Below are 19,854 nucleotides of genomic sequence, written 5' to 3' on the forward strand. Positions count from 1 at the left end.
CCGGTACTCGGTCCTCGACTCAGTTCTTGATGCTGTCCATGACATCGCCCAGATCCACGAACTTGAACCCGGTGGCCTCCCGCTCGCCCTGTACCGGTGTGTCGTGGCCGTCCTGGACGACGAGCAGGCCGTGCGGGTACTTCCTGCCCAGCGGCGCGCCCAGCACGGCGGCACCGTCGCACTCCTCGGAGCCGTCGAGGGTCCCCGTCGCCGCGGCGACCCGGAAGCCGCCCTCGTACTCGTTGTCGTCCTCCAGCTCGCGGTCGTACAGCGCGAAGGTGTTGTCGCCCTGGCTGGAGGCCATGAGGTAGCCGTCGCCGTCGCGCTCGGTGAGCAGCGTCAGCCCCTCGACGTCGGCCGCGAGACGCTTGCCGCCGAAGCCGGGGTCGGCTCCCGCGGTGCACTCCTCGGTCTCCTCGTCGTAGACGCCCGGGATGCCGAACTCGCGTACCTTGTCGACGAGTTGGGGGCGACCGGTCAGATCTGCGGGCATACGCCAGATGCCGACGTCCTCCTGCCCGGCATAGAGCGTGCCGTTGGCCGGGTCAACGACCATGCCCTCGACCTGGGGCAGCTCACCGGGTTCGGCGCACGGGCTCCAGGAGGAGCCGTCGGGCAGCCGGAAGGCGGACGGCAGGTCGAGGGTTCGCAGCTTGCGGTAGCCGACGGTGCCGCCGGGCCGGGCGGTCAGCTCCAGCAGCGCGACGGCGGTGCGGTTGCGGCGGCTGACCAGGGCGTACGAGCGGCCGCTGGTCCTGTCTGTCCAGGTGGCCAGGCCGTAGGCGGTCTTCTGGTCGTTGATCTCGTTCTGGCCCGTGGAGAACACCGGCGCGGCGGCGGGGTCGGTGACATCGGTGAGCGGTCCGCCGGGACGGTCGCGGTCGATGCGGTAGACGCGCAGCCGGTCGTTGCCGCGGTCGGTGGTCACGGCGACGTCGGCCTTCTGGGAGCTCAGCCGCAGCCCCTGTACCAGGTCGACGTTGTTGAACCTGCCCGGTGCGTCGCCGGGCCGCGGCCCGGCAGGCGCCGGGATCGACTGCATCTGGCGGGCGTCGAGGTCGTAGACGCGCAGTCCGCCCTCCTTGGCGGTGGCGATCACCAGACTGCGGCCGGGGTCGGCGGCGTTGCGCCAGATCGCGGGGTCGTCGGCGTTGGCGTTGCCGCCCCCTTCGTCGTCGTACAGCGTGGGCGTCTCCGCCCGGGGTGTGACGGCGGGCAGTGAACCGGAGGCAGGGGTACGCGCCTCGGCGGGCACGGCCGCCGCGAGTACCGCGAGAGACGTGACCAGCACGAGGGCGGCCGGCCGGACGGAACGGGGCCTGCTCACGAATGTGCTCCTCAGTGTCGGGAACATGACGATCAGTCACGTGAGCGTGTAACCGGGGGGTGGCGGCCGGGCGTCGGGCACGGGATGCCCGCGTGTGCGGGCCGTGAATTCGCCGCGACGGCAGGGCAGCCCCGGGCCGACGGGGGCCCGGGGCTGCTCCGTTGAGCCGTCGGACGCGGTCCGCGGCGATCAGCAGGCAGTGGAAGCTGCCTTCCTTGTACGCGGTCAGGAAGGGGTCCTCGATGCCCGTGGCCACCGAGCACTTCGCGAGGTCGTTGGCGGCCATGGCCTTGAAATACTCCCCGAAGGCACAGCCGTCACTTTCGGTGACTGGTTCACGGCGGAGCGATGGAAGCACGCGGAATCAACGCGCGCCCCTCAAGCGCCTCCCGCACGCCCCTTCAAGAAGCGCGCGGGAGGAAATGCGGGAGGCCTGCGACCACCGCTCAGGTCACGTCCGACATCTTCGGCATATCGCCGGCGGTCTTGGTCATGTCGATCACCGAGAACGCCGCGCCCTGCGGATCGGTCAGCGCCGCGAACCGCCCGAACGGGCTGTCCATCGGCCCGAACCGGAGCACCGCGCCGCGTTCCGTCGCCTTGGCCACCGCCGCGTCGCAGTCCTCGACGGTGAAGTACACGTTGAGGTACGCGGGCACCTCGGGCGGGAACTCCTCCCCCATCCTCATCCGCCCCAGGACCGTGTCGTCGCCGAGGTTGTAGATCGTGAAGTCCAGATCCTTCACCTCCGGGTCCTCGACGCGCTGCACCTTGTACGGGAAGAGGGCGGGGAAGAAGGCGTCCGACTTCTCGGGCTCGCGCGTGAAGACCTCGGCCCAGGCATACGCGCCCGGTACGGCCTTCGCCTCAAAGCCCTCGTGGACACCCGCCTGCCACACCCCGAACGCGACACCGCCGGGGTCGCGGGCCAGCAGCATCGAACCGAAGTCGCCGACCTGCATCGGCTCCATCAGTACCTCGCCCCCTTTGTCACGGATCTTCGTGGCCGTGGCGGCGGCGTCCGGCGACGCGAGATACAGGCACCACGCCGACTGCGCCTCCGCGCCGGGCATCGGCGGGACGACAGCGGCCACCGCCTTGCCGTTGGCGTAGGCCTGTGTGTAGTTGCCGTACTCCGACTGCGCCTCTCCGAACGTCCAGCCCAGCACATCTCCGTAGAAACTCTTCGCACCCTCGACATCGCTGAACATCGCGTCGGCCCAGCACGGCGTGCCCTCAGGTAGTGCGGCCATGGCTATGACTCTCTCCTGATCGATGGTTTGTCCCCGCTTGTCACGCTAGCCATTCCGGGGCCAACCCGCGCGGTGAACGCCTGTCACGCCCGGCCCCGGTGAGATTCAGGTCCGCGGGGCCCCCAGGCCCGGGGCGCCCCACACCGGGAACCAGCGGGCCAGGTCCGTCTCGATGCGCAGGTCGTCGGTGAGCAGCGCCCTGGCCTGCAGTTCCAGGGCGTTGTCGCGCTTCTCGACCGCGCCGGGCAGCGGCGCGAAGGGGTAGAAGGTGCCGCGTTTGTAGAGGTAGACCAGGGCCAGCGAGCGAGCGCCCGCCGCCTCGTGGAAGACCATCAGGGAGCAGAGCAGCTGGGGGCCGAATCCCGCTTCCTGGAGAAGGGTGTTGACCGCGTGGAGGTCGTTGACCAGTGAGGCCGTGTCGTCGGCGGGCTGGCGGGCGAGGAGCCAGGTGTAGCCGTACGCGTCCTGGCTGAACTCGACCGGGACGCCGCCGCGACCGGTGTCCGCGTCCAGCAACTCCCGTACATCCTGCTGGAGTTGCGCGAAAGCGCCGCCCTCCACGCTGGCGAAGCACACCGATCCGATACCGGTCGGGGTGAAACCGGCGCCGGCCTGGAGGGTGATCGCGGCCCCGGGCAGGCCGAAGAGCTGGTCGAGGTCGGGGCGTACGGGCTTGCTGCGGCCGAGGATGGTGTCGAGGAGTCCCACGAGGTACCTCAGTTCGTCGGCATCTGTGTGAGCGTTTACGGACGGGGTGAGCGCTTAGGGACGGGCCAGCTGCGCCGAGATCCTGGCCAGCTGGTCCAGGCGCTGCTCCAGCGTCGGGTGCGAGGAGAACAGGCGGCTCAGGCTCTGCTTCGAGGAGAACGCAGGCGCGAACCAGAAGGCGTTGTAGGGCTCCGCCTTGCGCAGATCCTCCGTCGGGATCCTCGCCATTTCGCCCGTCACCTTGGTGAGCGCGGACGCGAGCGCCGAGGGGCGGCCGGTGAGCAGCGCGGCGGCGCGGTCGGCGGACAGTTCGCGGTAGCGGGAGAGCACGCGGGTCAGCAGGAAGCTGATCACGTAGACGACCGCGCTGACCACCGGCACAAGGATCATGGCGATGGCGGCGTTGGGGTCGCGGCTGCTGTCCGCCCGGCCGAAGCCGCCCCAGAGCGCGATACGGGTCATCACGCCCGCCAGGACCCCCAGGAAGGACGCGATGGTCATCACCGCGACATCGCGATGGGCGACATGCGACAGCTCGTGCGCGAGGACCCCTTCCAGTTCCTCCGGCTCCAGGCGGCGCAGCAGGCCGGTCGTGGCGCAGACCAGGGCGGTCCTCTCGTTGCGGCCGGTGGCGAACGCGTTGGGCACATCGCTCTGGGCGATCGCGACGCGGGGCTTGGGCATGTCGGCGAGCGCGCAGATCCTGTCGACGACGCCGTGCAGCTCGGGCGCCTGCTCGGGGGTGACCTCACGCGCGCCCATGCTGAAGGCCGCGATCCGGTCGCTGAACCAGAACTGCGCGACGAACACAGCGCCCGCGATGATCAGGATGAGCGGCCAGGAGCCTCGCAGGATCGCCAGCAGGGCGCCCACGAAGACGACATAGAGCAGCCCGATCAGGAACATCGTCGTCACCATGCGTGTGGTGAGTCCGTGATCCGGGGCGTAGCGCGAAAGAGGCCGGTTCGCTGGCATCTGATCACTCTCCGGGCGGTGCCGTTTCTCGTTCCCCCTGAATAGATTGTGCTCCCTTCCCATCTATTTCCGGCATAAGTTCGCGGAGCGAAGACACCCGCCTCCCGGCACATTGGTTCGACATGTGTCAACATAGACGTATGTCGAATGCGAAGGTGCTGCCCCTGCTGGAGCCGGACGGCGAGCCCTGCTGCCCGCCGCTGACCGAACGCCCCCTCACGGCACAGGAGGCGGTCCGCACCGCCGCCATGTTCAAGGCCCTCGGCGACCCGGTCCGGCTGCGGCTCTTCTCGGCGGTGGCCTCGCACGCGGGCGGCGAGGCGTGTGTCTGCGACATCTCCGACGTCGGCGTCTCCCAGCCGACCGTCAGCCACCACCTGAAGAAGCTCAAGGACGCGGGCCTGCTCAGCTCGGAGCGGCGCGGCACCTGGGTCTACTACCGGGTCGAGCCGTCGGTGCTGGCCGCGATGGGCCACATCCTGGGCCGGTACGCCGCCTGAGCAACGGCGGCGCCGCACCTGCGGCACCGCACCGGTGATTACTCGCGCAATCTCTTGACATGTTCCTGCCTCGACGCTGAGATGTGGTGGCTTTCGTTCGCCCCCGTTTGTTTGTGCGCCATTGACCCCCTCTGGAGCCGCACATGCACACCGAACGACACACCGCACGCCCGCTCAGAGAGCGCTTGGCCGCCGTCACCGCCGCGTTCGCCCTCCTCACCGGCGGGGCCGCGGCCGCGACGCTCGCCGCCGTCACCGCACAGGTCGCCGCCGCGCCCCCGGCAGCGGCCGTCGACAACGGCCTCGCCCTGACGCCCCAGATGGGCTTCAACAACTGGAACTCCACCCACTGCCGGGCCGAGTTCAACGAGGCGATGGTCAAGGGCGTCGCCGACGCCTTCGTCTCGCAGGGGCTCAAGGACGCCGGATACACCTACGTCAACATCGACGACTGCTGGGCCCTGCCGAACCGCGATGCCTCCGGCAATCTCGTGCCCGACCCGGTGCGTTTCCCCCACGGGATCAAGGCAGTTGCCGACTATGTGCACTCCAAGGGGCTCAAGTTCGGGATCTACTCCAGCGCCGGGACCAAGACCTGTGACGGACAGGGCTTTCCCGGCGGGCTCGGGCACGAGCGGCAGGACGCCAACCTGTGGGCGTCCTGGGGGGTGGACTACCTGAAGTACGACAACTGCAACAACACCGGCGCCGACGCACGGCAGCGCTACAAGGCGATGGGCGACGCGCTCAGGGCCACCGGGCGGCCGATCCTCTACAGCATCTGCGAGTGGGGCGAGAACCAGCCGTGGAACTGGGCGGCGGGCGTCGGCAATTCATGGCGTACGACCGGAGACATCAGCGACTCCTGGTCCAGCATGATCGGCATCGCGCACCAGAACCAGGGACTCGCTCCGTATGCCGGACGCGGGGCCTGGAACGACCCGGACATGCTGGAGGTCGGCAACGGCGGGATGACCGACACCGAATACCGCACCCACGTCAGCCTCTGGGCACAGATGGCCGCGCCGCTGCTGATCGGCAGCGATCTGCGCAGCGCATCCGCCGCGACCCTCGCAATCCTGAAGAACACCGACGTGATCGCGGTCGACCAGGACGCTCTGGGCAGGCAGGGCACCGTCGTGTCCAGTTCCGGCGGCCTGGTGGTGATGTCCAAGCCCCTGGCGGACGGAGGCCGTTCGGTGACCCTGACGAACGAGACCTCCTCGGCGCGAACGATCTCGACGACCGTCGACGCGATCGGGATCGGCGGTGCTTCCTCGTACGCGCTCAAGGACCTCTGGTCCAAGCAGACCAGCACCACCACGGGCGCCATCAGCGCTTCGGTGCCCGCCCACGGCACCGTGATGTACCGCGTGACGCCGGGCGCTCCCGTACCGCCGCCGGCCGGGGTCAACCAGCTCAGCGATCTGCCGTGGACATCGGCGATCAACGGCTGGGGACCGGTCGAGCGCGACCGCAGCAACGGCGAACAGGCCGCCGGAGACGGCAGGACCCTCACCATCGGCGGGACGGCGTACGCCAAGGGCCTCGGCACGCACGCGGCGAGCGACCTCACGTATCACCTGGGCGGCACCTGCCGGTCCTTCAGCGTCGACGTCGGCGTGGACGACGAGTCGACGGCGGGCGGCTCGGCCGTCTTCCGCATCTACCGTGACGGCGCCCTGCTCGCGGACAGCGGGCTGCGGACGGCGAACGATCCGCCCAAGCGGATGAGCGCCGACCTCACCGGCGGTACGAAACTGAGGCTCGTCGTCACCGACGGCGGCGACGGCATCAACTACGACCACACCGACTGGGCGGACGCCAGGCTCGTCTGCGGCAACGGTCCGGCCGCCGGGACGCATGCGCTCAGCGACCTGTCGTGGACTTCGGCGGTGGGCGGCTGGGGACCGGTGGAACGCGACAGAAGCAACGGCGAGAAGGCCGCGGGCGACGGCAGGACCCTCACCGTGGGCGGTACGACCTACGCGAAGGGCTTCGGCACCCACGCGGGTTCCACGATCACGTACTACCTCGGCGGCGGCTGCTCGGCCCTGACCACCGGTGTCGGCATCGACGACGAGGCGGGCGGTACGAACGGCTCCGTGGTCTTCCGGATCTACCGGGACGACGCGTTGGTCGCCGACAGCGGCCGCGTCACCGGGGCCGACGCGGCCAGGCGGCTGACCGCGGATCTCACCGGCGGACTGGAGGTCAGGCTGGTCGTCACCGACAGCGGCGACGGCATCGACTACGACCACGCGGACTGGACGGCCCCGACGCTGAGCTGCGGCTGACCCGGAGCGAGACGCGGCACTCTGCGCCGGCGCGACCGATGGCACACTGGCGGACGATTGTCCGAAGGAGCCCAGCTGTGCCGATGATCCGCAACCTCCGCCGTGCGGTGCGCCGCGCCTACCGCAGGACGGTGGACCTGAGTCACCCGTCCCGCTCCCCCCTGGGCAGCACCGTCGTCAACTGCGTGGTCTACGAGAACGGCGTACGGCAGCCCGACGCCGCCCCCGTGGACGAGGCCCTGCGGCGGGTCCGCAAGACGGGCCGCGGCTTCGTGTGGATCGGGCTGCACGAGCCCTCGCAGACGGAGATCGCCGGTATCGCCGAGCTGTTCGGCCTGCACCCGCTGGCCGTCGAGGACGCGGTGCAGGCCCACCAGCGGCCCAAGGTGGAGCGGTACGAGGACTCGCTCTTCGCCGTCTTCAAGACCTGCCGCTATGTCGAGCACGAGGAGCTCACCGCCACCAGCGAGGTCGTGGACACCGGCGAGCTCATGGTCTTCACCGGGTCCGACTTCGTGATCACCGTCCGGCACGGCAGGCACGGCTCGCTCGGCCCGCTGCGGGAGTCCCTGGAGGCCACGCCCGAGCAGCTGGCCAAGGGCCCGTCCGCCGTACTGCACGCGATCGCCGACCATGTGGTGGACGACTACCTCACCGTGGCGGACGCCGTACAGAACGACATCGACGCCGTCGAGACCGCCGTCTTCAGCGAACACGCGGGCCGCGGCGACGCCGGCCGCATCTACCAGCTCAAGCGCGAACTGCTGGAACTCAAGCGCGCGGTGGCACCCCTGGACCGCCCGCTCCAGATCCTGGCCACCCACTCGCTGCCGCCGTTCGGCCCGGACATCCAGCCTTACTTCCGTGACGTCGTCGACCACCTCAACCGCGTCGCCGAGCAGATCACGTCCTTCGACGCCCTGCTCGACTCGATCCTCCAGGCCCACCTCGCACAGGTGACGGTCGCCCAGAACGAGGACATGCGCAAGATCACGGCATGGGCGGCGATCATCGCCGTACCGACGATGGTGTGCGGCGTCTACGGCATGAACTTCGAGCACATGCCGGAGCTGCGCTGGACCTACGGATACCCGCTGGCCCTCGGTGTCATGGCGGTGGCGTGCTTCGTCCTCCACCGAAGCTTCCGCCGCAACGGCTGGCTCTGAGCGCCGCGCCGGCCGCCGCCCATCAGGTGGCTGCCCAGCCGGTCCAGCGCGTCACGCTGATCACGACGACCGGCCCCTCGGGAGAACGCTCCCGGTACTGCACGTACTTGGCGCGCAACAGCTCAATGACACCGGAGAGCCGCTCACCTTCCTCGACCACCTCGGCATGCCCGTCGGCCCGTGCCCACCACAGCCGGGCCCAGTCGTCCGCGTAGTGATCGGCGAGTGCCGACACCTGATCGTTGGCGCGGATATTGCGCAGCCGCCGCAGATCGCGTGTGCTCTTGGGTTTGTGGTCGACCGCGAAGCACACGCGGTCGCCGTCCACGGCGAAGGTGAACGGCACCAGATGCGGTGCGCCCTCGCTGCCGACCGTGGCCAGGCGTGCGACCGGTGCCGCCGCAAACCGTAGTCGTGCATCCTCAGGAGTGAGCCTCATCGGCCCGCCCGTTCCAGCAGCGCGGGCAGGTCCGCGAAGGAGTCGAGGACATGGTCGGGGGTGCCGGGCGCCGACACGTGGGTTTCCGGGAGGTACTTGCCCGTCTTGACCAGGACCCCGGTGATGCCGCAGCGCTGCGCCGCGAGGACGTCGGACTCGATGTCGTCCCCCACCATCAGGGCCTCGGCCGCGGTGACTCCGAGGTGGGCCAGTGCCGTGGCGAAGAACGCCTCCGCGGGCTTGCCGGTGACTGTCGCCTCGACGCGGGCGGCTTGTTCCAGGCCGAGCAGGAAGGCCCCGGTGTCGAGATCGAGGCCCCCTGATGTGCGCCAGTAGAGGTTGCGGTGCATGGCGATCAGCGGGATGCCGCGCTGGAGTTCGCGGAAGGCGCGGTTGAGACAGGCATAGGTGAACTCGTCGCCCGCGCCGCCGAAGACGACCACGTCGGGGGCGGTGTCGTCGGCCTCGGGGACGAGCGTCACGCCGTCGAGATCGTCCTGGACGTCGCCGCTGTTGAGGAACAGGCAGCGGGCGCCCGGGTGGTGCTCGCGGAGGTACGCGGCCGTGACGGCGGGGGCCGTGAGGATGTCACCGGCGGTGACCGGGTAGCCCGCCGAGGCGAGTTTCGCGGCGATCGTGGCGCGGGTGCGTGAGGTGTTGTTGGTGACCAGCGCCAGCGGGAGGCCGGCGGCCCGCAGGCTTTCCATAGCCTCCACGGTTCCGGGCAGTGGCTTGAAGGACACGGTGAGTACGCCGTCGATGTCGATCAGGGCGGCTCCGATGCGTTCCATACGGAGGACCGTATCGCCGCCTTGTAAAATAGCCACAAAAGGGGCAATACGCGCGGGGGAGTGAACCACCGTGCTCTTCACCGACCGCACCGACGCAGGACGACAGCTTGCCGAAGCGCTACGGCACGTACAGGGGGAGGAGCCGGTCGTTCTGGGCCTGCCCCGGGGCGGAGTGCCGGTGGCCTTCGAGGTGGCGCGGGCGCTCGGGGCGCCGCTCGATGTGATCGTGGTCCGCAAGCTGGGGGTCCCGTACCACCGGGAGCTGGGATTCGGGGCCATCGGCGAGGGCGGGGTGCGGGTCATCAGCGACGAGATCGTCCGTATGAGCAGGGCGGGGCAGGACGAGCTCAAGTCGGTCGAGCGGGCCGAGGAGGCGGAGCTCGCGCGGCAGGCGAGGCGCTTCAGGGCGGACCGGCCACGGCTCGCACTCACCGGCCGGACCGTGATCATCGTGGACGACGGGATCGCGACCGGTGCCACGGCCGCGGCGGCCTGCCAGGTCGTACAGGCACAGGGCGCGGGCCGCGTGGTGCTGGCCGTGCCGGTCGCACCGCCCGACGCCGTCGAGTGGCTGCGCGCCGAGGCGGACGAGGTGGTGTGCCTGTCGACGCCGCGCGCCTTCCGCGCCGTCGGCGAGTGGTACATGGACTTCTCGCAGACTCCCGACGAGGAGGTCGCCTCGCTGCTCGCTCAGGCGTCGGCGCACGGCGCCTCGACAGGCTCCGAGGCCGAGGTGGATGTGGACGCGGGAGGGGTCGCTCTCGCCGGGGACCTCACCCTGCCGACAGGTGCCGCGGCGGTCGTGATGTTCGCCCATGGCTCCGGCAGCAGCCGCCACAGCCCGCGCAACCGCTTCGTGGCGGGCGCCCTGAACCGGGCGGGCCTGGGCACCCTGCTCTTCGATCTGCTCACTCCCGCCGAGGAGTCGGACCGGGCCAACGTCTTCGACATCGAGACCCTGGCCCGGCGGCTGGCCGACGCCACCCGCTGGCTGCGGGGCCGCGAATCCCTCCCGATCGGCTACTTCGGAGCGAGCACCGGAGCCGCGGCGGCGCTGCGGGCCGCCGCCCTGACGGACTCCGGCGCGGACATCGGGGCCGTGGTCTCCCGCGGCGGCCGCCCCGACCTCACCGGGCCGTCCCTCGGCGACGTACGAGCCCCCACGCTCCTCATCGTCGGCGGCCACGACGCCCTCGTCCTCGATCTCAACCGCCAGGCCCAGAGGCAGCTGCACTGCGAGAACCGGCTGGAGATCGTGCCGGGCGCCACGCACCTCTTCGAGGAGCCGGGAGCCCTGGACCGGGTCGCCGAGCTCGCCCGGGACTGGTTCACCTCACACCTGGCGGCGCAGAGCGTGGCCGGCTGAGCTCGTTGGCTCCCCTCGGTCGGACGCCTCAGCCGTCCCACTCGCCGACGACGAGGTCATCGCCGAGGGCCAGTTCGCCCGTCCGTACCACCGAGAACTTCGAGCCGAACGCCACACCGCCCTCGGCCGCCCGCCGATAGCCCGCGAGCGTCCGCAGCGGCTCCGGGCCCGCCTTCGCGCCGCTGCTCTGGTCGACCAGGGTGACCGCACAGCGGATCGCGAGCTTCGCGTAACCGAGCTCGGCGTTCCCGACGGTGATGCGCCGGGCCCGGTCCTCCGTATGCGGCTCGTCCCAGCCGTCGACCACGATGTTCGGGCGGAACCGGGTCATCGGCAGCGGGCCGGAGCCCGACCGCGCGATCCGCCGGTTCAGCGCCTGAAGGGAGGAGACGGACAGGATGTGCACCGGGCTGCTGTCGGCATAGCCGGAGGTGCCAGACGTCAACCCGTCCGTCAGACGCCCGTGTTCCGGCGGCACGCACACGAGCCTGCTCGGTGTGCCCAGTACGTCGGAGAGCCAGTCGGCGGCTGCCCGGCCCTGGTCGATGCCCTCGTACGCCGTACCGAACAGCTCCACCCCGACGCGCGCCGACGCGCGGTCGACGTCGATACGGACGGCGTCAACACCCGGTGCGTGGAGTGTGAGTTGCCCGCCGTCGGCCGTGATCGCGGGGCGGACGACCGCAAGTCGTGGATCGCGCCGCTGGCTGCGGAACACCCCGTTCTCGCCGACCACCATGAAGCTGCGGTCATGAGCGAGACCCGCCCGGGTCATCAGGGCCGCTGTCAGCGCAACGCCCGCGCATCCCTTGATCGGATAGGACGTCAGTTCCACCACTCGGGGCACGGCGTCAGCGTACCGCCAGGGGGTGTCCTAGACCTGGGCGTCGTGCCAGCCGGCACTGACAATGCCCGTGGCCGTGCTACGTCCCCGCGATGAACAGGGCCAACGTCAGTACGGCGACACCGCAGCCGTACAGCGCGAGCGTCACGGAGCGCGCCTCGGCGGACGGGTCCGTACCTCCGGCGCGGGAGAAGCCGCGCACGGAGGTCACGATAAGAGCGAGAGCTGCCGCGACGAAGACGGCGAACATGGAATCGGTCACGCCGCGACCGTCTCACGGGTCGTCAGATGCCGCATGCCGGGCTACTCCGTCCGCAGGAGACGGAAGACCGGACGTCGTAAACGTCAGGCTCCCGTACGGAAACCCGCCAGCGCCTCCGTCAGCCACTTCGTCCAGAACGTCTCCAGCTCGATCCCGCCCCGCAGCACCACATGCCGCAGCCGGTCCTGCTCCGTCGCCTGTCGGTCCGGCGGGAAGTCGCGCTTCTCGATGGCCAGATACTCCTCCAACTGGCGCCGATGCAGCCCCAGATGGCGTTCCAGCTCCGCCTCCAGACCCGCGCTGCCCACCACGCCCGCGGCGCGCAGCCGCAACAGCAGCGGGTCGCGCGCCGGTCTGGGGTCCTCCGACCTCGCGACCCAGGCCGTCAGTTCCTCGCGGCCCGCGGGCAGGACTTCGTACTCCTTCTTCTGCCCGCGGGTCGGCTGCGTCGCGGGCAGAGCCCGGATGTGGCCCGCCTGCTCCAGTTTCCCCAGCTCGCGGTAGATCTGCTGGTGCGTGGCCGACCAGAAGTAGCCGATCGACCTGTCGAAGCGGCGGGTCAGCTCAAGACCCGACGAGGGCTTTTCGAGCAGGGCCGTGAGGATCGCGTGCGGGAGGGACATGGGCCGATCCTAGGGATCCGCTACAGCGTCGCCGCCAGCCGCGTGCCCTGGTCGATCGCGCGCTTGGCGTCCAGCTCGGCCGCCACGTCCGCGCCGCCGATCAGATGCACCGAGCAGCCCGCGGCGCTCAGCTCCTCGTACAGTCCGCGCTGCGGCTCCTGGCCGGCGCACAGCACGACGGTGTCGACGGGGAGCACGGTGGTCGTGCCGTCGACGCTGACATGCAGGCCCTCGTCGTCGATGCGCTCGTAGGTCGCCCCGGCTGTCATCGTCACCCCGCGGTGCTTGAGTTCCGTCCGGTGGATCCAGCCCGTCGTCTTGCCCAGACCCGCGCCGACCTTGCTGCTCTTGCGCTGCAGGAGGTGGACCGACCGCGGCGGCTTCGGGCGCTCGGGCGCCCGCAGCCCGCCCGGCGCGCTGTAGTCGGTGTCGACGCCCCACTGGCGGAAGTACGTTTCGGCGTCCAGGCTCGCGCCCTCGCCGCCGTCGGTCAGGAACTCCGCGACGTCGAAGCCGATACCGCCCGCGCCGACGACCGCGACCCGCTCGCCGACGGGGGCTCCGTCGCGCAGGACGTCGAGGTAGCTGAGGACGCTCGGGTGGTCGACGCCCTGGATCTCGGGGGTCCTGGGCGTGACCCCGGTGGCGACCACGATCTCGTCGTACGCGGCCGACGCGAGCTCGTCCGCGGTCGCGCGGACGCCGAGGCGGACCTCGACGCCGTGCAGTTCGAGCTGCGTACGGAAGTAGCGCAGCGTCTCGTTGAACTCTTCCTTGCCGGGGATCCGCTTGGCGACGTTCAGCTGGCCGCCTATCTCGTCCGCCGCGTCGAAGAGGGTCACCTCGTGGCCGCGCTCGGCCGCCGAGACCGCGCAGGCGAGCCCCGCGGGACCCGCGCCGATCACGGCGACGCGCTTGCGCAGCCGCGTCGGGGAGAGGACCAGCTCGGTCTCGTGGCAGGCGCGCGGGTTGACCAGACAGGAAGTGATCTTCCCGCTGAAGGTGTGGTCCAGGCAGGCCTGGTTGCAGCCGATGCAGGTGTTGATGGTCTCCGCGCGGTCCGCCCGCGCCTTGGCGACGAATTCGGGATCGGCGAGGAACGGGCGGGCCAGCGACACCATGTCCGCGCGGCCCTCGGCGAGCAACTGCTCGGCGACCTCGGGGGTGTTGATGCGGTTGCTGGTGACCAGGGGGACGGAGACGGAGCCCATCAGCTTCCTGGTCACCCAGGTGTACGCGCCGCGCGGCACCGAGGTCGCGATGGTGGGGATACGGGCCTCGTGCCAGCCGATCCCGGTGTTGATGATCGTCGCTCCGGCCGCCTCGATCTCCTTGGCGAGCGTGATCACCTCTTCGAGCGAGGAGCCGCCGGGGACGAGATCGAGCATGGAGAGGCGGTAGATCAGGATGAAGTCGGGGCCGACACGCTCGCGGGTGCGGCGGACGATCTCCAGGGGGAGCCGGATCCGGTTCTCGTACGAGCCGCCCCAGCGGTCGGTGCGGTGGTTGGTGGCGGCGGCGATGAACTCATTGATGAAGTAGCCCTCGGAGCCCATGATCTCGACGCCGTCGTACCCGGCGGACTGCGCGAGCCGTGCCGCCCGTACGTAGTCCTCGATGGTCTCCTCGACCTCGGCGTCGGTCAGGGCGTGCGGGACGAACGGGCTGATGGGGGCCTGGATGGCGCTCGGCGCGACGAGGTCCGCGTGGTACGCGTACCGGCCGAAGTGCAGGATCTGCATCGCGATGCGCCCGCCCTCGGCGTGCACGGCGTCAGTGACGGTCCTGTGCTGCTCCGCCTCGGCCTCGGTGGTGAGCTTGGCGCCGCCCTCGTACGGGCGGCCGCGGTCGTTGGGCGCGATGCCGCCGGTGACGATGAGGCCGACGCCGCCGCGGGCGCGGGCGGCGTAGAAGGCGGCCATCCGCTCGAAGCCGTTCTCCGCCTCTTCGAGGCCGACGTGCATGGAGCCCATGAGCACCCGGTTGGGCAGGGTGGTGAACCCGAGGTCGAGCGGGCTCAGCAGATGCGGGTACGGGTTCGGGTTCGGGTTCATGGGGGCGCCTCCTCGCGCAGGGGTCGACGGTCCAGTTGTAGCGACCCCGAAGCGATTATGCAACAAGGTGCAAAAGAGAGATCGGGTGATCTCGGCTACTCGGTGGCGACAGTCCGACAAGTGTGCTGATCAGTCGTACGGGTGATGGTGGTCGTCCGGCCGGGGCGTGCGCCCGTAGCGTGCCGCTGTGGCGGGATGGAAGCAGTTGTGCGTACTGGGGATCGTGGCGATTCTGGGCTCGCAGGGATGCGGCGTCGCCGTGTGCGTGGACGTCGGGCCGCTGGCGGTTCACATCGGGAGCTGCACGCCGGCGCCAAGACCGACACCTGCTCCCGCGCCCACGCACACGCAGCCCGTGCCGTCGGCTCCGGCACCGCCCAGCACTCCGGCGGCCCCGCTGCCCCCGCCGCCGTCGCCCGCGCCGCTTGAGCCCGCGCCGCCCTCGCCCGAGCCCCCGGAACCCGCCCCCTCGAAGGCACCCGTCGCGGATCCGCCTCCCGCTCCCCCTCCGGCTCCCGGCGCGACGCCCGCAGCGCGGCCGCGCGTCCACGCCGTACGCAACTACCGCCGGGCGACCGGGAAACCGGCCGGCACCGGGACCCCGATCACGGTCCTGATGCTGGTGACAACCACCCCGGCAGTCCTGGCGGCCGCAGCGCTGCGGCCCCGCTCACGGTCCGCCGCCTCCGGTTGCGGCCGCTCCTGAACCACCGTCCCCTCCCCGGCTCCCCACACACCCTCCGGAGAACTGTCATGTCGGAATGGCTGGTCCTGGTCCTCGCGATGGCCGCCGCGTGCGCCTTCGTCCTCGTCATCGTGCTGTTCAGGCAGTACCGGCTGAGCAGGGCGGGGGTGGCGGAGGAGGACGGCAGCGAGACGCCCGACGTCCTCGAATACATGACGATGATGGTCGGCGTCGTGTACGCGATCGTGCTCGGTCTGGCCATCGCGGGCGTGTGGGAGGCGCGGAGCGCCGCGCAGGACGACGTACGGCGCGAGGCGCAGGCCCTGCACGAGGTGTCCCAGCGGGCCCAGGTCTACCCGGCCGACGTCCGGGAGAAGCTGCATACGGACATCAACCGGTACGTCTCCCATGTCGTCCAGGTGGAATGGCCGAGGATGGTCGACCACAACGAACTGCCCGACCGGGGCTCGGAGTTGCTCGCGGCGGTCCGTACCGACATCGCGGAGAGGGCGCCCGCGGGCGAACTGGAGGCGCAGGCCTACCAGCCGCTGCTCGACCAGATCGCGATCGCGGACGACGCGCGCAACGCGCGCGCGGAGAACGCCGGGGAGACGCTGCCGGGTGTGGTGTGGTTCGGCCTGATCACCGGGGCGCTGGTGACGGTCGGCCTGATCTTCACGCTGCAGATCGGCCGCACACCGAGGGAGCTGCTGATGGCCGGTCTCTTCAGCGCGCTGATCGCGTTCCTGCTCTTCCTGGTCTGGGACTTCGACGCCCCGTTCGGCCGCTCGGGCTCGGAGTCGGCGGACGCGTTCCGCCAGCTGTTCGCAACGGCGGTGGGGCGGGGCTGAGCGGGGCTGTCCGGGGCACTGCGAGTCCCCTTACTTCTGCGCGTGTTCCCCCACGTAGAACAGCAGGTACACGAACCCGGCGAACAGATGCGTCGCGAAGATGTACACGAAGACCCGGAGCGCAACCCCCCGCTCCTTCCAGCTCTCGCTCTCGCTCACCCGTCGCTCCTCGCGTCACCGTTCCATCGTCACTCCGTCGCTCCAGAGTACGGGCGACGGAATGGACGACATCCTCCTGCGTACGGTGACCGCGGCGCGCGGTTGCCGGATCGGGTCCGGCAACCGCGCGTCGCATGGAGAACCGCAGGTCAGCGCCCCGGCAGGGCCCCTAGGGCTCTCTCATGTAGAAGAGGTAGAAGGACACGGCGAGCATCACGGCGCCGAAGATGGCCCCTATGCCGACGGAGCTCAGCACGCTCTCCCCGGTCAGGCTGTACAGGAAGCCTATGGCCACGCCGCACAGTGCCCCGTACGCCCCGGCGCGCAGCTCACGCGGCAGCAGATGCTGGGTCCGGCCGAGAACGAACGCCAGCGCCGCGAGAATCACGCCGGCGACGAGGGCGTAAAGGACATCGCCCCAGGTGACGTCACCCCAGGCGTGGCGGATGAACAGCACGTAGGTGCCGTAGGCGAGGCCCAGGCTGACGGGCATCGCCCAGCCGAGAGAACCGTGGTGCCGTGCGGGCACCGCTGCGTGTGCGGCCATGGCGGAGAGCTCCTTCCCTCTCGTTCCCCCGCGTCCTCCTTTCAGGGCACACCCGCGTCCACCGCCTGGCAAGTCCGGCGACAGGCTCGGACGACGGACTCAGAACGCGTACGGACCGAAGCGGCCCCAGGCCACGACCAGGGCGAGGGCGAGGAGTACGGCGTTCACCGCGACGTTCTTGGTCTCGCCGCGCCTGCCGTGGGTGACGGCGGCACCCACCATCACCACGGCGAGGCCGATGGCGGCGACCGGGGCGAGGGCGGGTGCGATGTCCACGGCGGCGGGCAGGATCAGGCCGATCGCGCCGAGCACCTCCACCAAACCGATGCCCTTCAGCGCGCCGGGCGGGAAGCTCTCGGCCCAGGCGCCGCTGCTCGCGACGACCTTCGCCTTCGGCTGGAGGAGCTTGCCGGCGCCGGATGCGAGGAAGAGCGCGGCCAGCAGGCCCGCGACCGTCCACAGGGTGATGTTCATGTCGGGGCTTCCTTCGACTTCGGATCGCGGCGATGGGTTGAAGCTTCAACCCACGTACTTCCTCACCGTAGAAGCGATCACTTGAAGCGTCAAGTGACTCGGGTAGGCTCGATGCCATGAACGCGCACGACCGTGATCCGCAGGACCCTCGCTGGCTGAACGAGCGGGAGCTCGCCGCCTGGCGGGCCTTCAGCGCGGCCATGATCAAGCTGCCCGCCGCGCTGGACGCTCAGCTGCAGCGGGACGCGGGGCTGAACCAGTTCGAGTACCTCGTACTCGCCGGGCTCTCCGAGTCCCCGGGCAGGACGATGCGGATGAGCACCCTCGCCGTACTCGCCAACGGCTCGCTCTCCCGCCTCTCCCATGTCGTCAAACGCCTTGAGAACCGCGGCTATCTGCGCCGTGAGCCCTGCACCGAGGACGGCCGCTACACCAACGCCGTCCTCACCGACGAGGGCTGGGACAAGGTCGTCGCGACCGCGCCCGGGCATGTGACGGCCGTGCGGTCGCTCGTCGTCGACGCGCTGGAGCCCGAACAGTTCGACCAGCTCCGCGAGATCAGCATGCGCATCCTGCACGCGATGGACCCCGGATTCGACTGTCCCGGCGGCGGCTGACGCCCAGTCACCCCACTGCGCCACGCACCGCCCGGTCGGCGGCGCACCGCTCGCGAGCGGCCCGCGGCCCGCGTTCCCTTGAGCTGTGCGGAGCTTCCTCTCAGCGGCGTCGGCGGTGCTGCTCGTCCTCGTGGCCCTCCTGACGCCGCTGAGCGCGCTCGCCGTCTGGGCCGACCAGGAGATCGGCGACACCGACAGCTATGTCGCCACGATGGCGCCGCTCGCCGCCGACCCCGCCGTGCAGAACGCCGTCGCCGACCGCATCACCGACGAGGCGATGGCGAAGTTCGACGCGGGTCCCTTCCAGGAAGGTGTACGGAATCTGCTGCACGAGGCCGTGTTCTCCTTCTCCGGGACCGACGCCTACAAGACCGCCTGGAACACGGTCAACCGCGCGGCGCACACCGCCGTCGAGCAGGCACTGACCAGCGACAACGGCGACAACGTGAGCATGGACCTGGGGCCCGTCATCGCGCAGGTCAAGCAGCAGCTCAGCGACGAGGGGGTGCCGTTCGCGGACCAGATCCCCGTGGAGCGCACCCCGGTCACGATCCTGGAGTCCGACAAGCTCGGCGTGGCGCGCGAGGTCTTCGACGGGCTGCAGATCGCGGGGGTGTGGCTGCCGGTGGCGACGCTACTGCTCGGGGTGGCGGCCGTGCTGCTCGCCGCACGCCGGGTCCGCGCCCTGATCGGCCTCGGCCTCGCCATCGCGGCGGGCGGCGCGCTGCTGCGCCTCGCGGTCACGATCGGCCACGGCCTCGCCCTGGACGACCTCCCCGCGGACGTGGACCGCCCGGCGGCGGGGGCGGTGTACGACGCCCTGACGGAGACGCTGCGGCCGACATCGTGGTGGGTGACGGGGGTGGGGGTGGGGCTTGCGGTGGGGGCGTGGGGGGTGGGGCGATGGCGGGGGGCGCGGGCTCGAGGTTGTTCCCCCGCCCTGCCCCTTCCCGAACCCGGGGCTCCACCCCGGACCCTCGGGGGGAGGGTCAGTGGGGGCTAGGGCCTGACACCCCTGGTACCAACTGCGAGAGCCTCGGCCGTAGTTGGGAGCGCATCTCGCACGGCGCGACCCGCGCCCCCCGACCCGTCACCTCACGTGGCCGAAAGTCTCCGTGCTCAGCGTCGCGAACTCCTGCGCGTCGTGCGACGAGAAGATCCGGATCAGCCTCGGGTCCGCCCTGCGCAGCTCCCTCAGGCGTTCCAGCTGCGTAAGGCGCTGGCCGTGGTTCTCCGCCAACAGCCGCTGGTGCAGCGCCAGCGGGCGGGGGCACCGCGGCCTGCGCAGGTCCATCTCGCCGTGGAAGAAGTACGCGTCGCCCGCGTGCAGCAGCCAGCGGTCCGGCTGCTGGACCGCCACCGCGCAGTGCCCCCGCGTGTGCCCCGGCAGCGGGACCATCAGGACGTCCGGGAAGCGCAGGACACGGGACGCCGCGAAGCCGTGCCAGTTGGAGTCCGCCGTGTCGTGGACGGTCCAGCGCGGGCCGTGGCTCCACTGCGCGGTGACGTAGCGGCCGGCGTCGAGGCGCGTGTCGCGGCGCATCGCCGCGCGGTACTCGTCGGCCATCACATGCACCCGCGCGTCGGGGAAGTCCGCGAGACCGCCCGCGTGGTCGAGGTCGAGATGCGTGAGCACGATGTCCTGAACGTCGCGCGGGTCGTATCCGAGCGCCCGTATCTGGTGGTACGCCGTGTGCGCCATGCCCAGTTCGGGCCGCATGGTCCGCCGGAAGAACGTGCCGAGCCGCCGCGGGTCGGCGACATCCGCGGAGCCGAGGCCCGTGTCGACGAGGACGAGGCTGCTGCCGGTCACCACCAGCAGGCAGTGGGCGACCAGCGGGACGCCGCCGACCGGATGCATCGGGGCGCAGTCGAGATGGTGGACGGTGGGCACAGACATGCGTGCGCGCCTCCGG

The 19,854-nt window shown here is 70.6% G+C and carries 20 protein-coding genes and 3 pseudogenes; 8 read left to right on the top strand and 15 right to left on the bottom strand.

The window, feature by feature from the left end; all coding sequences use genetic code 11:
* Positions 1–19 precede the first annotated feature (19 nt).
* The 5 genes and pseudogenes from OG905_RS19580 to htpX form a co-directional block, all read right to left on the bottom strand.
* Entirely contained in the window at positions 20–1,327 is a 1,308-nt protein-coding gene (locus tag OG905_RS19580) for a phytase (protein WP_328673696.1), read from the bottom strand.
* 172 nt (positions 1,328–1,499) lie between these two features.
* Positions 1,500–1,625, bottom strand: a pseudogene (locus tag OG905_RS19585) (SAM-dependent methyltransferase); the annotation flags it as partial.
* Between the two features lie 148 nt (positions 1,626–1,773).
* Entirely contained in the window at positions 1,774–2,580 is an 807-nt protein-coding gene (locus OG905_RS19590; RefSeq protein ID WP_328673699.1) for a VOC family protein, read from the bottom strand.
* Positions 2,581–2,685: 105 nt separating this feature from the next.
* A complete protein-coding gene (gene pspAB, locus OG905_RS19595) occupies positions 2,686–3,288 on the bottom strand; it encodes a PspA-associated protein PspAB (protein WP_328673701.1) in 603 nt (200 codons plus the stop codon).
* A gap of 54 nt (positions 3,289–3,342) precedes the next feature.
* Entirely contained in the window at positions 3,343–4,263 is a 921-nt protein-coding gene (gene htpX / locus OG905_RS19600; RefSeq protein ID WP_328673703.1) for a zinc metalloprotease HtpX, read from the bottom strand.
* A gap of 140 nt (positions 4,264–4,403) precedes the next feature.
* Between htpX and OG905_RS19605 the strand changes: the two genes are divergently transcribed.
* From OG905_RS19605 to corA, 4 genes and pseudogenes are all read left to right on the top strand, one after another.
* Positions 4,404–4,763, top strand: a complete 360-nt coding sequence (locus OG905_RS19605; protein WP_328673704.1) for an ArsR/SmtB family transcription factor — start codon at positions 4,404–4,406, stop codon at positions 4,761–4,763.
* Between the two features lie 143 nt (positions 4,764–4,906).
* Positions 4,907–6,601 (top strand): annotated as a pseudogene (locus OG905_RS19610) (NPCBM/NEW2 domain-containing protein); the annotation flags it as partial.
* A 33-nt stretch (positions 6,602–6,634) separates the two neighbouring features.
* Positions 6,635–7,060 (top strand): annotated as a pseudogene (locus OG905_RS19615) (NPCBM/NEW2 domain-containing protein); the annotation flags it as partial.
* An 83-nt stretch (positions 7,061–7,143) separates the two neighbouring features.
* Positions 7,144–8,226 (top strand): magnesium/cobalt transporter CorA, encoded by a 1,083-nt coding sequence (gene corA, locus OG905_RS19620; RefSeq protein ID WP_328673706.1) that lies wholly within the window; start codon positions 7,144–7,146, stop codon positions 8,224–8,226.
* 22 nt (positions 8,227–8,248) lie between these two features.
* Here the strand turns inward: corA and OG905_RS19625 are convergent, their stop codons facing one another.
* The gene (locus OG905_RS19625) at positions 8,249–8,665 is read right to left on the bottom strand and encodes a TIGR03668 family PPOX class F420-dependent oxidoreductase (RefSeq protein ID WP_328673708.1); all 417 of its coding nucleotides are present in this window, start codon (positions 8,663–8,665) and stop codon (positions 8,249–8,251) included.
* Positions 8,662–9,456, bottom strand: coding sequence for an HAD-IIA family hydrolase (locus tag OG905_RS19630; RefSeq protein WP_328673710.1), 795 nt, complete (start codon positions 9,454–9,456; stop codon positions 8,662–8,664). The genes OG905_RS19625 and OG905_RS19630 overlap by 4 nt, the downstream gene beginning before the upstream one ends.
* Before the next feature lie 70 nt (positions 9,457–9,526).
* Here OG905_RS19630 and OG905_RS19635 point away from each other — a divergent pair, with 70 nt between their 5' ends.
* Positions 9,527–10,822, top strand: coding sequence for a phosphoribosyltransferase (locus OG905_RS19635; RefSeq protein ID WP_328673711.1), 1,296 nt, complete (start codon positions 9,527–9,529; stop codon positions 10,820–10,822).
* Positions 10,823–10,850: 28 nt separating this feature from the next.
* Here OG905_RS19635 and OG905_RS19640 read toward each other — a convergent pair whose 3' ends face one another.
* The 4 genes from OG905_RS19640 to OG905_RS19655 form a co-directional block, all read right to left on the bottom strand.
* Positions 10,851–11,669, bottom strand: a complete 819-nt coding sequence (locus OG905_RS19640) for an MOSC domain-containing protein (protein WP_328673712.1) — start codon at positions 11,667–11,669, stop codon at positions 10,851–10,853.
* A gap of 76 nt (positions 11,670–11,745) precedes the next feature.
* The gene (locus OG905_RS19645; protein WP_328673713.1) at positions 11,746–11,928 is read right to left on the bottom strand and encodes a hypothetical protein; all 183 of its coding nucleotides are present in this window, start codon (positions 11,926–11,928) and stop codon (positions 11,746–11,748) included.
* Between the two features lie 83 nt (positions 11,929–12,011).
* Positions 12,012–12,551 (bottom strand): PadR family transcriptional regulator, encoded by a 540-nt coding sequence (locus OG905_RS19650; protein ID WP_328673715.1) that lies wholly within the window; start codon positions 12,549–12,551, stop codon positions 12,012–12,014.
* A 20-nt stretch (positions 12,552–12,571) separates the two neighbouring features.
* Positions 12,572–14,605, bottom strand: coding sequence for an NADPH-dependent 2,4-dienoyl-CoA reductase (locus OG905_RS19655; protein ID WP_328673717.1), 2,034 nt, complete (start codon positions 14,603–14,605; stop codon positions 12,572–12,574).
* 753 nt (positions 14,606–15,358) lie between these two features.
* On the opposite strand from OG905_RS19655, the gene OG905_RS19660 reads away from it, so the two are divergent.
* Complete coding sequence (locus OG905_RS19660) at positions 15,359–16,141, top strand: bestrophin-like domain (protein WP_328673719.1); 783 nt, start codon at positions 15,359–15,361, stop codon at positions 16,139–16,141.
* A 30-nt stretch (positions 16,142–16,171) separates the two neighbouring features.
* On the opposite strand, the gene OG905_RS19665 is transcribed toward OG905_RS19660, so the two are convergent.
* The 3 genes from OG905_RS19665 to OG905_RS19675 form a co-directional block, all read right to left on the bottom strand.
* Positions 16,172–16,300 carry a DUF6126 family protein gene (locus OG905_RS19665; protein ID WP_222123134.1) on the bottom strand — a complete coding sequence of 43 codons (129 nt, stop codon included), beginning with the start codon at positions 16,298–16,300 and terminating at the stop codon, positions 16,172–16,174.
* 169 nt (positions 16,301–16,469) lie between these two features.
* Positions 16,470–16,847: a hypothetical protein gene (locus tag OG905_RS19670; protein ID WP_328673723.1), complete on the bottom strand. Its 378-nt coding sequence runs from the start codon at positions 16,845–16,847 to the stop codon at positions 16,470–16,472.
* 99 nt (positions 16,848–16,946) lie between these two features.
* Complete coding sequence (locus tag OG905_RS19675; protein WP_328673724.1) at positions 16,947–17,321, bottom strand: DoxX family protein; 375 nt, start codon at positions 17,319–17,321, stop codon at positions 16,947–16,949.
* A gap of 116 nt (positions 17,322–17,437) precedes the next feature.
* Between OG905_RS19675 and OG905_RS19680 the strand changes: the two genes are divergently transcribed.
* A complete protein-coding gene (locus OG905_RS19680; RefSeq protein WP_328673725.1) occupies positions 17,438–17,938 on the top strand; it encodes a MarR family winged helix-turn-helix transcriptional regulator in 501 nt (166 codons plus the stop codon).
* An 85-nt stretch (positions 17,939–18,023) separates the two neighbouring features.
* Positions 18,024–18,941: a hypothetical protein gene (locus OG905_RS19685; RefSeq protein WP_328673727.1), complete on the top strand. Its 918-nt coding sequence runs from the start codon at positions 18,024–18,026 to the stop codon at positions 18,939–18,941.
* A gap of 87 nt (positions 18,942–19,028) precedes the next feature.
* On the opposite strand, the gene OG905_RS19690 is transcribed toward OG905_RS19685, so the two are convergent.
* Positions 19,029–19,838, bottom strand: a complete 810-nt coding sequence (locus tag OG905_RS19690) for an MBL fold metallo-hydrolase (RefSeq protein ID WP_328673729.1) — start codon at positions 19,836–19,838, stop codon at positions 19,029–19,031.
* Between the last annotated feature and the right edge of the window lie 16 nt (positions 19,839–19,854).

The organism is Streptomyces sp. NBC_00322 (assembly GCF_036147535.1).
Classification (GTDB): domain Bacteria; phylum Actinomycetota; class Actinomycetes; order Streptomycetales; family Streptomycetaceae; genus Streptomyces.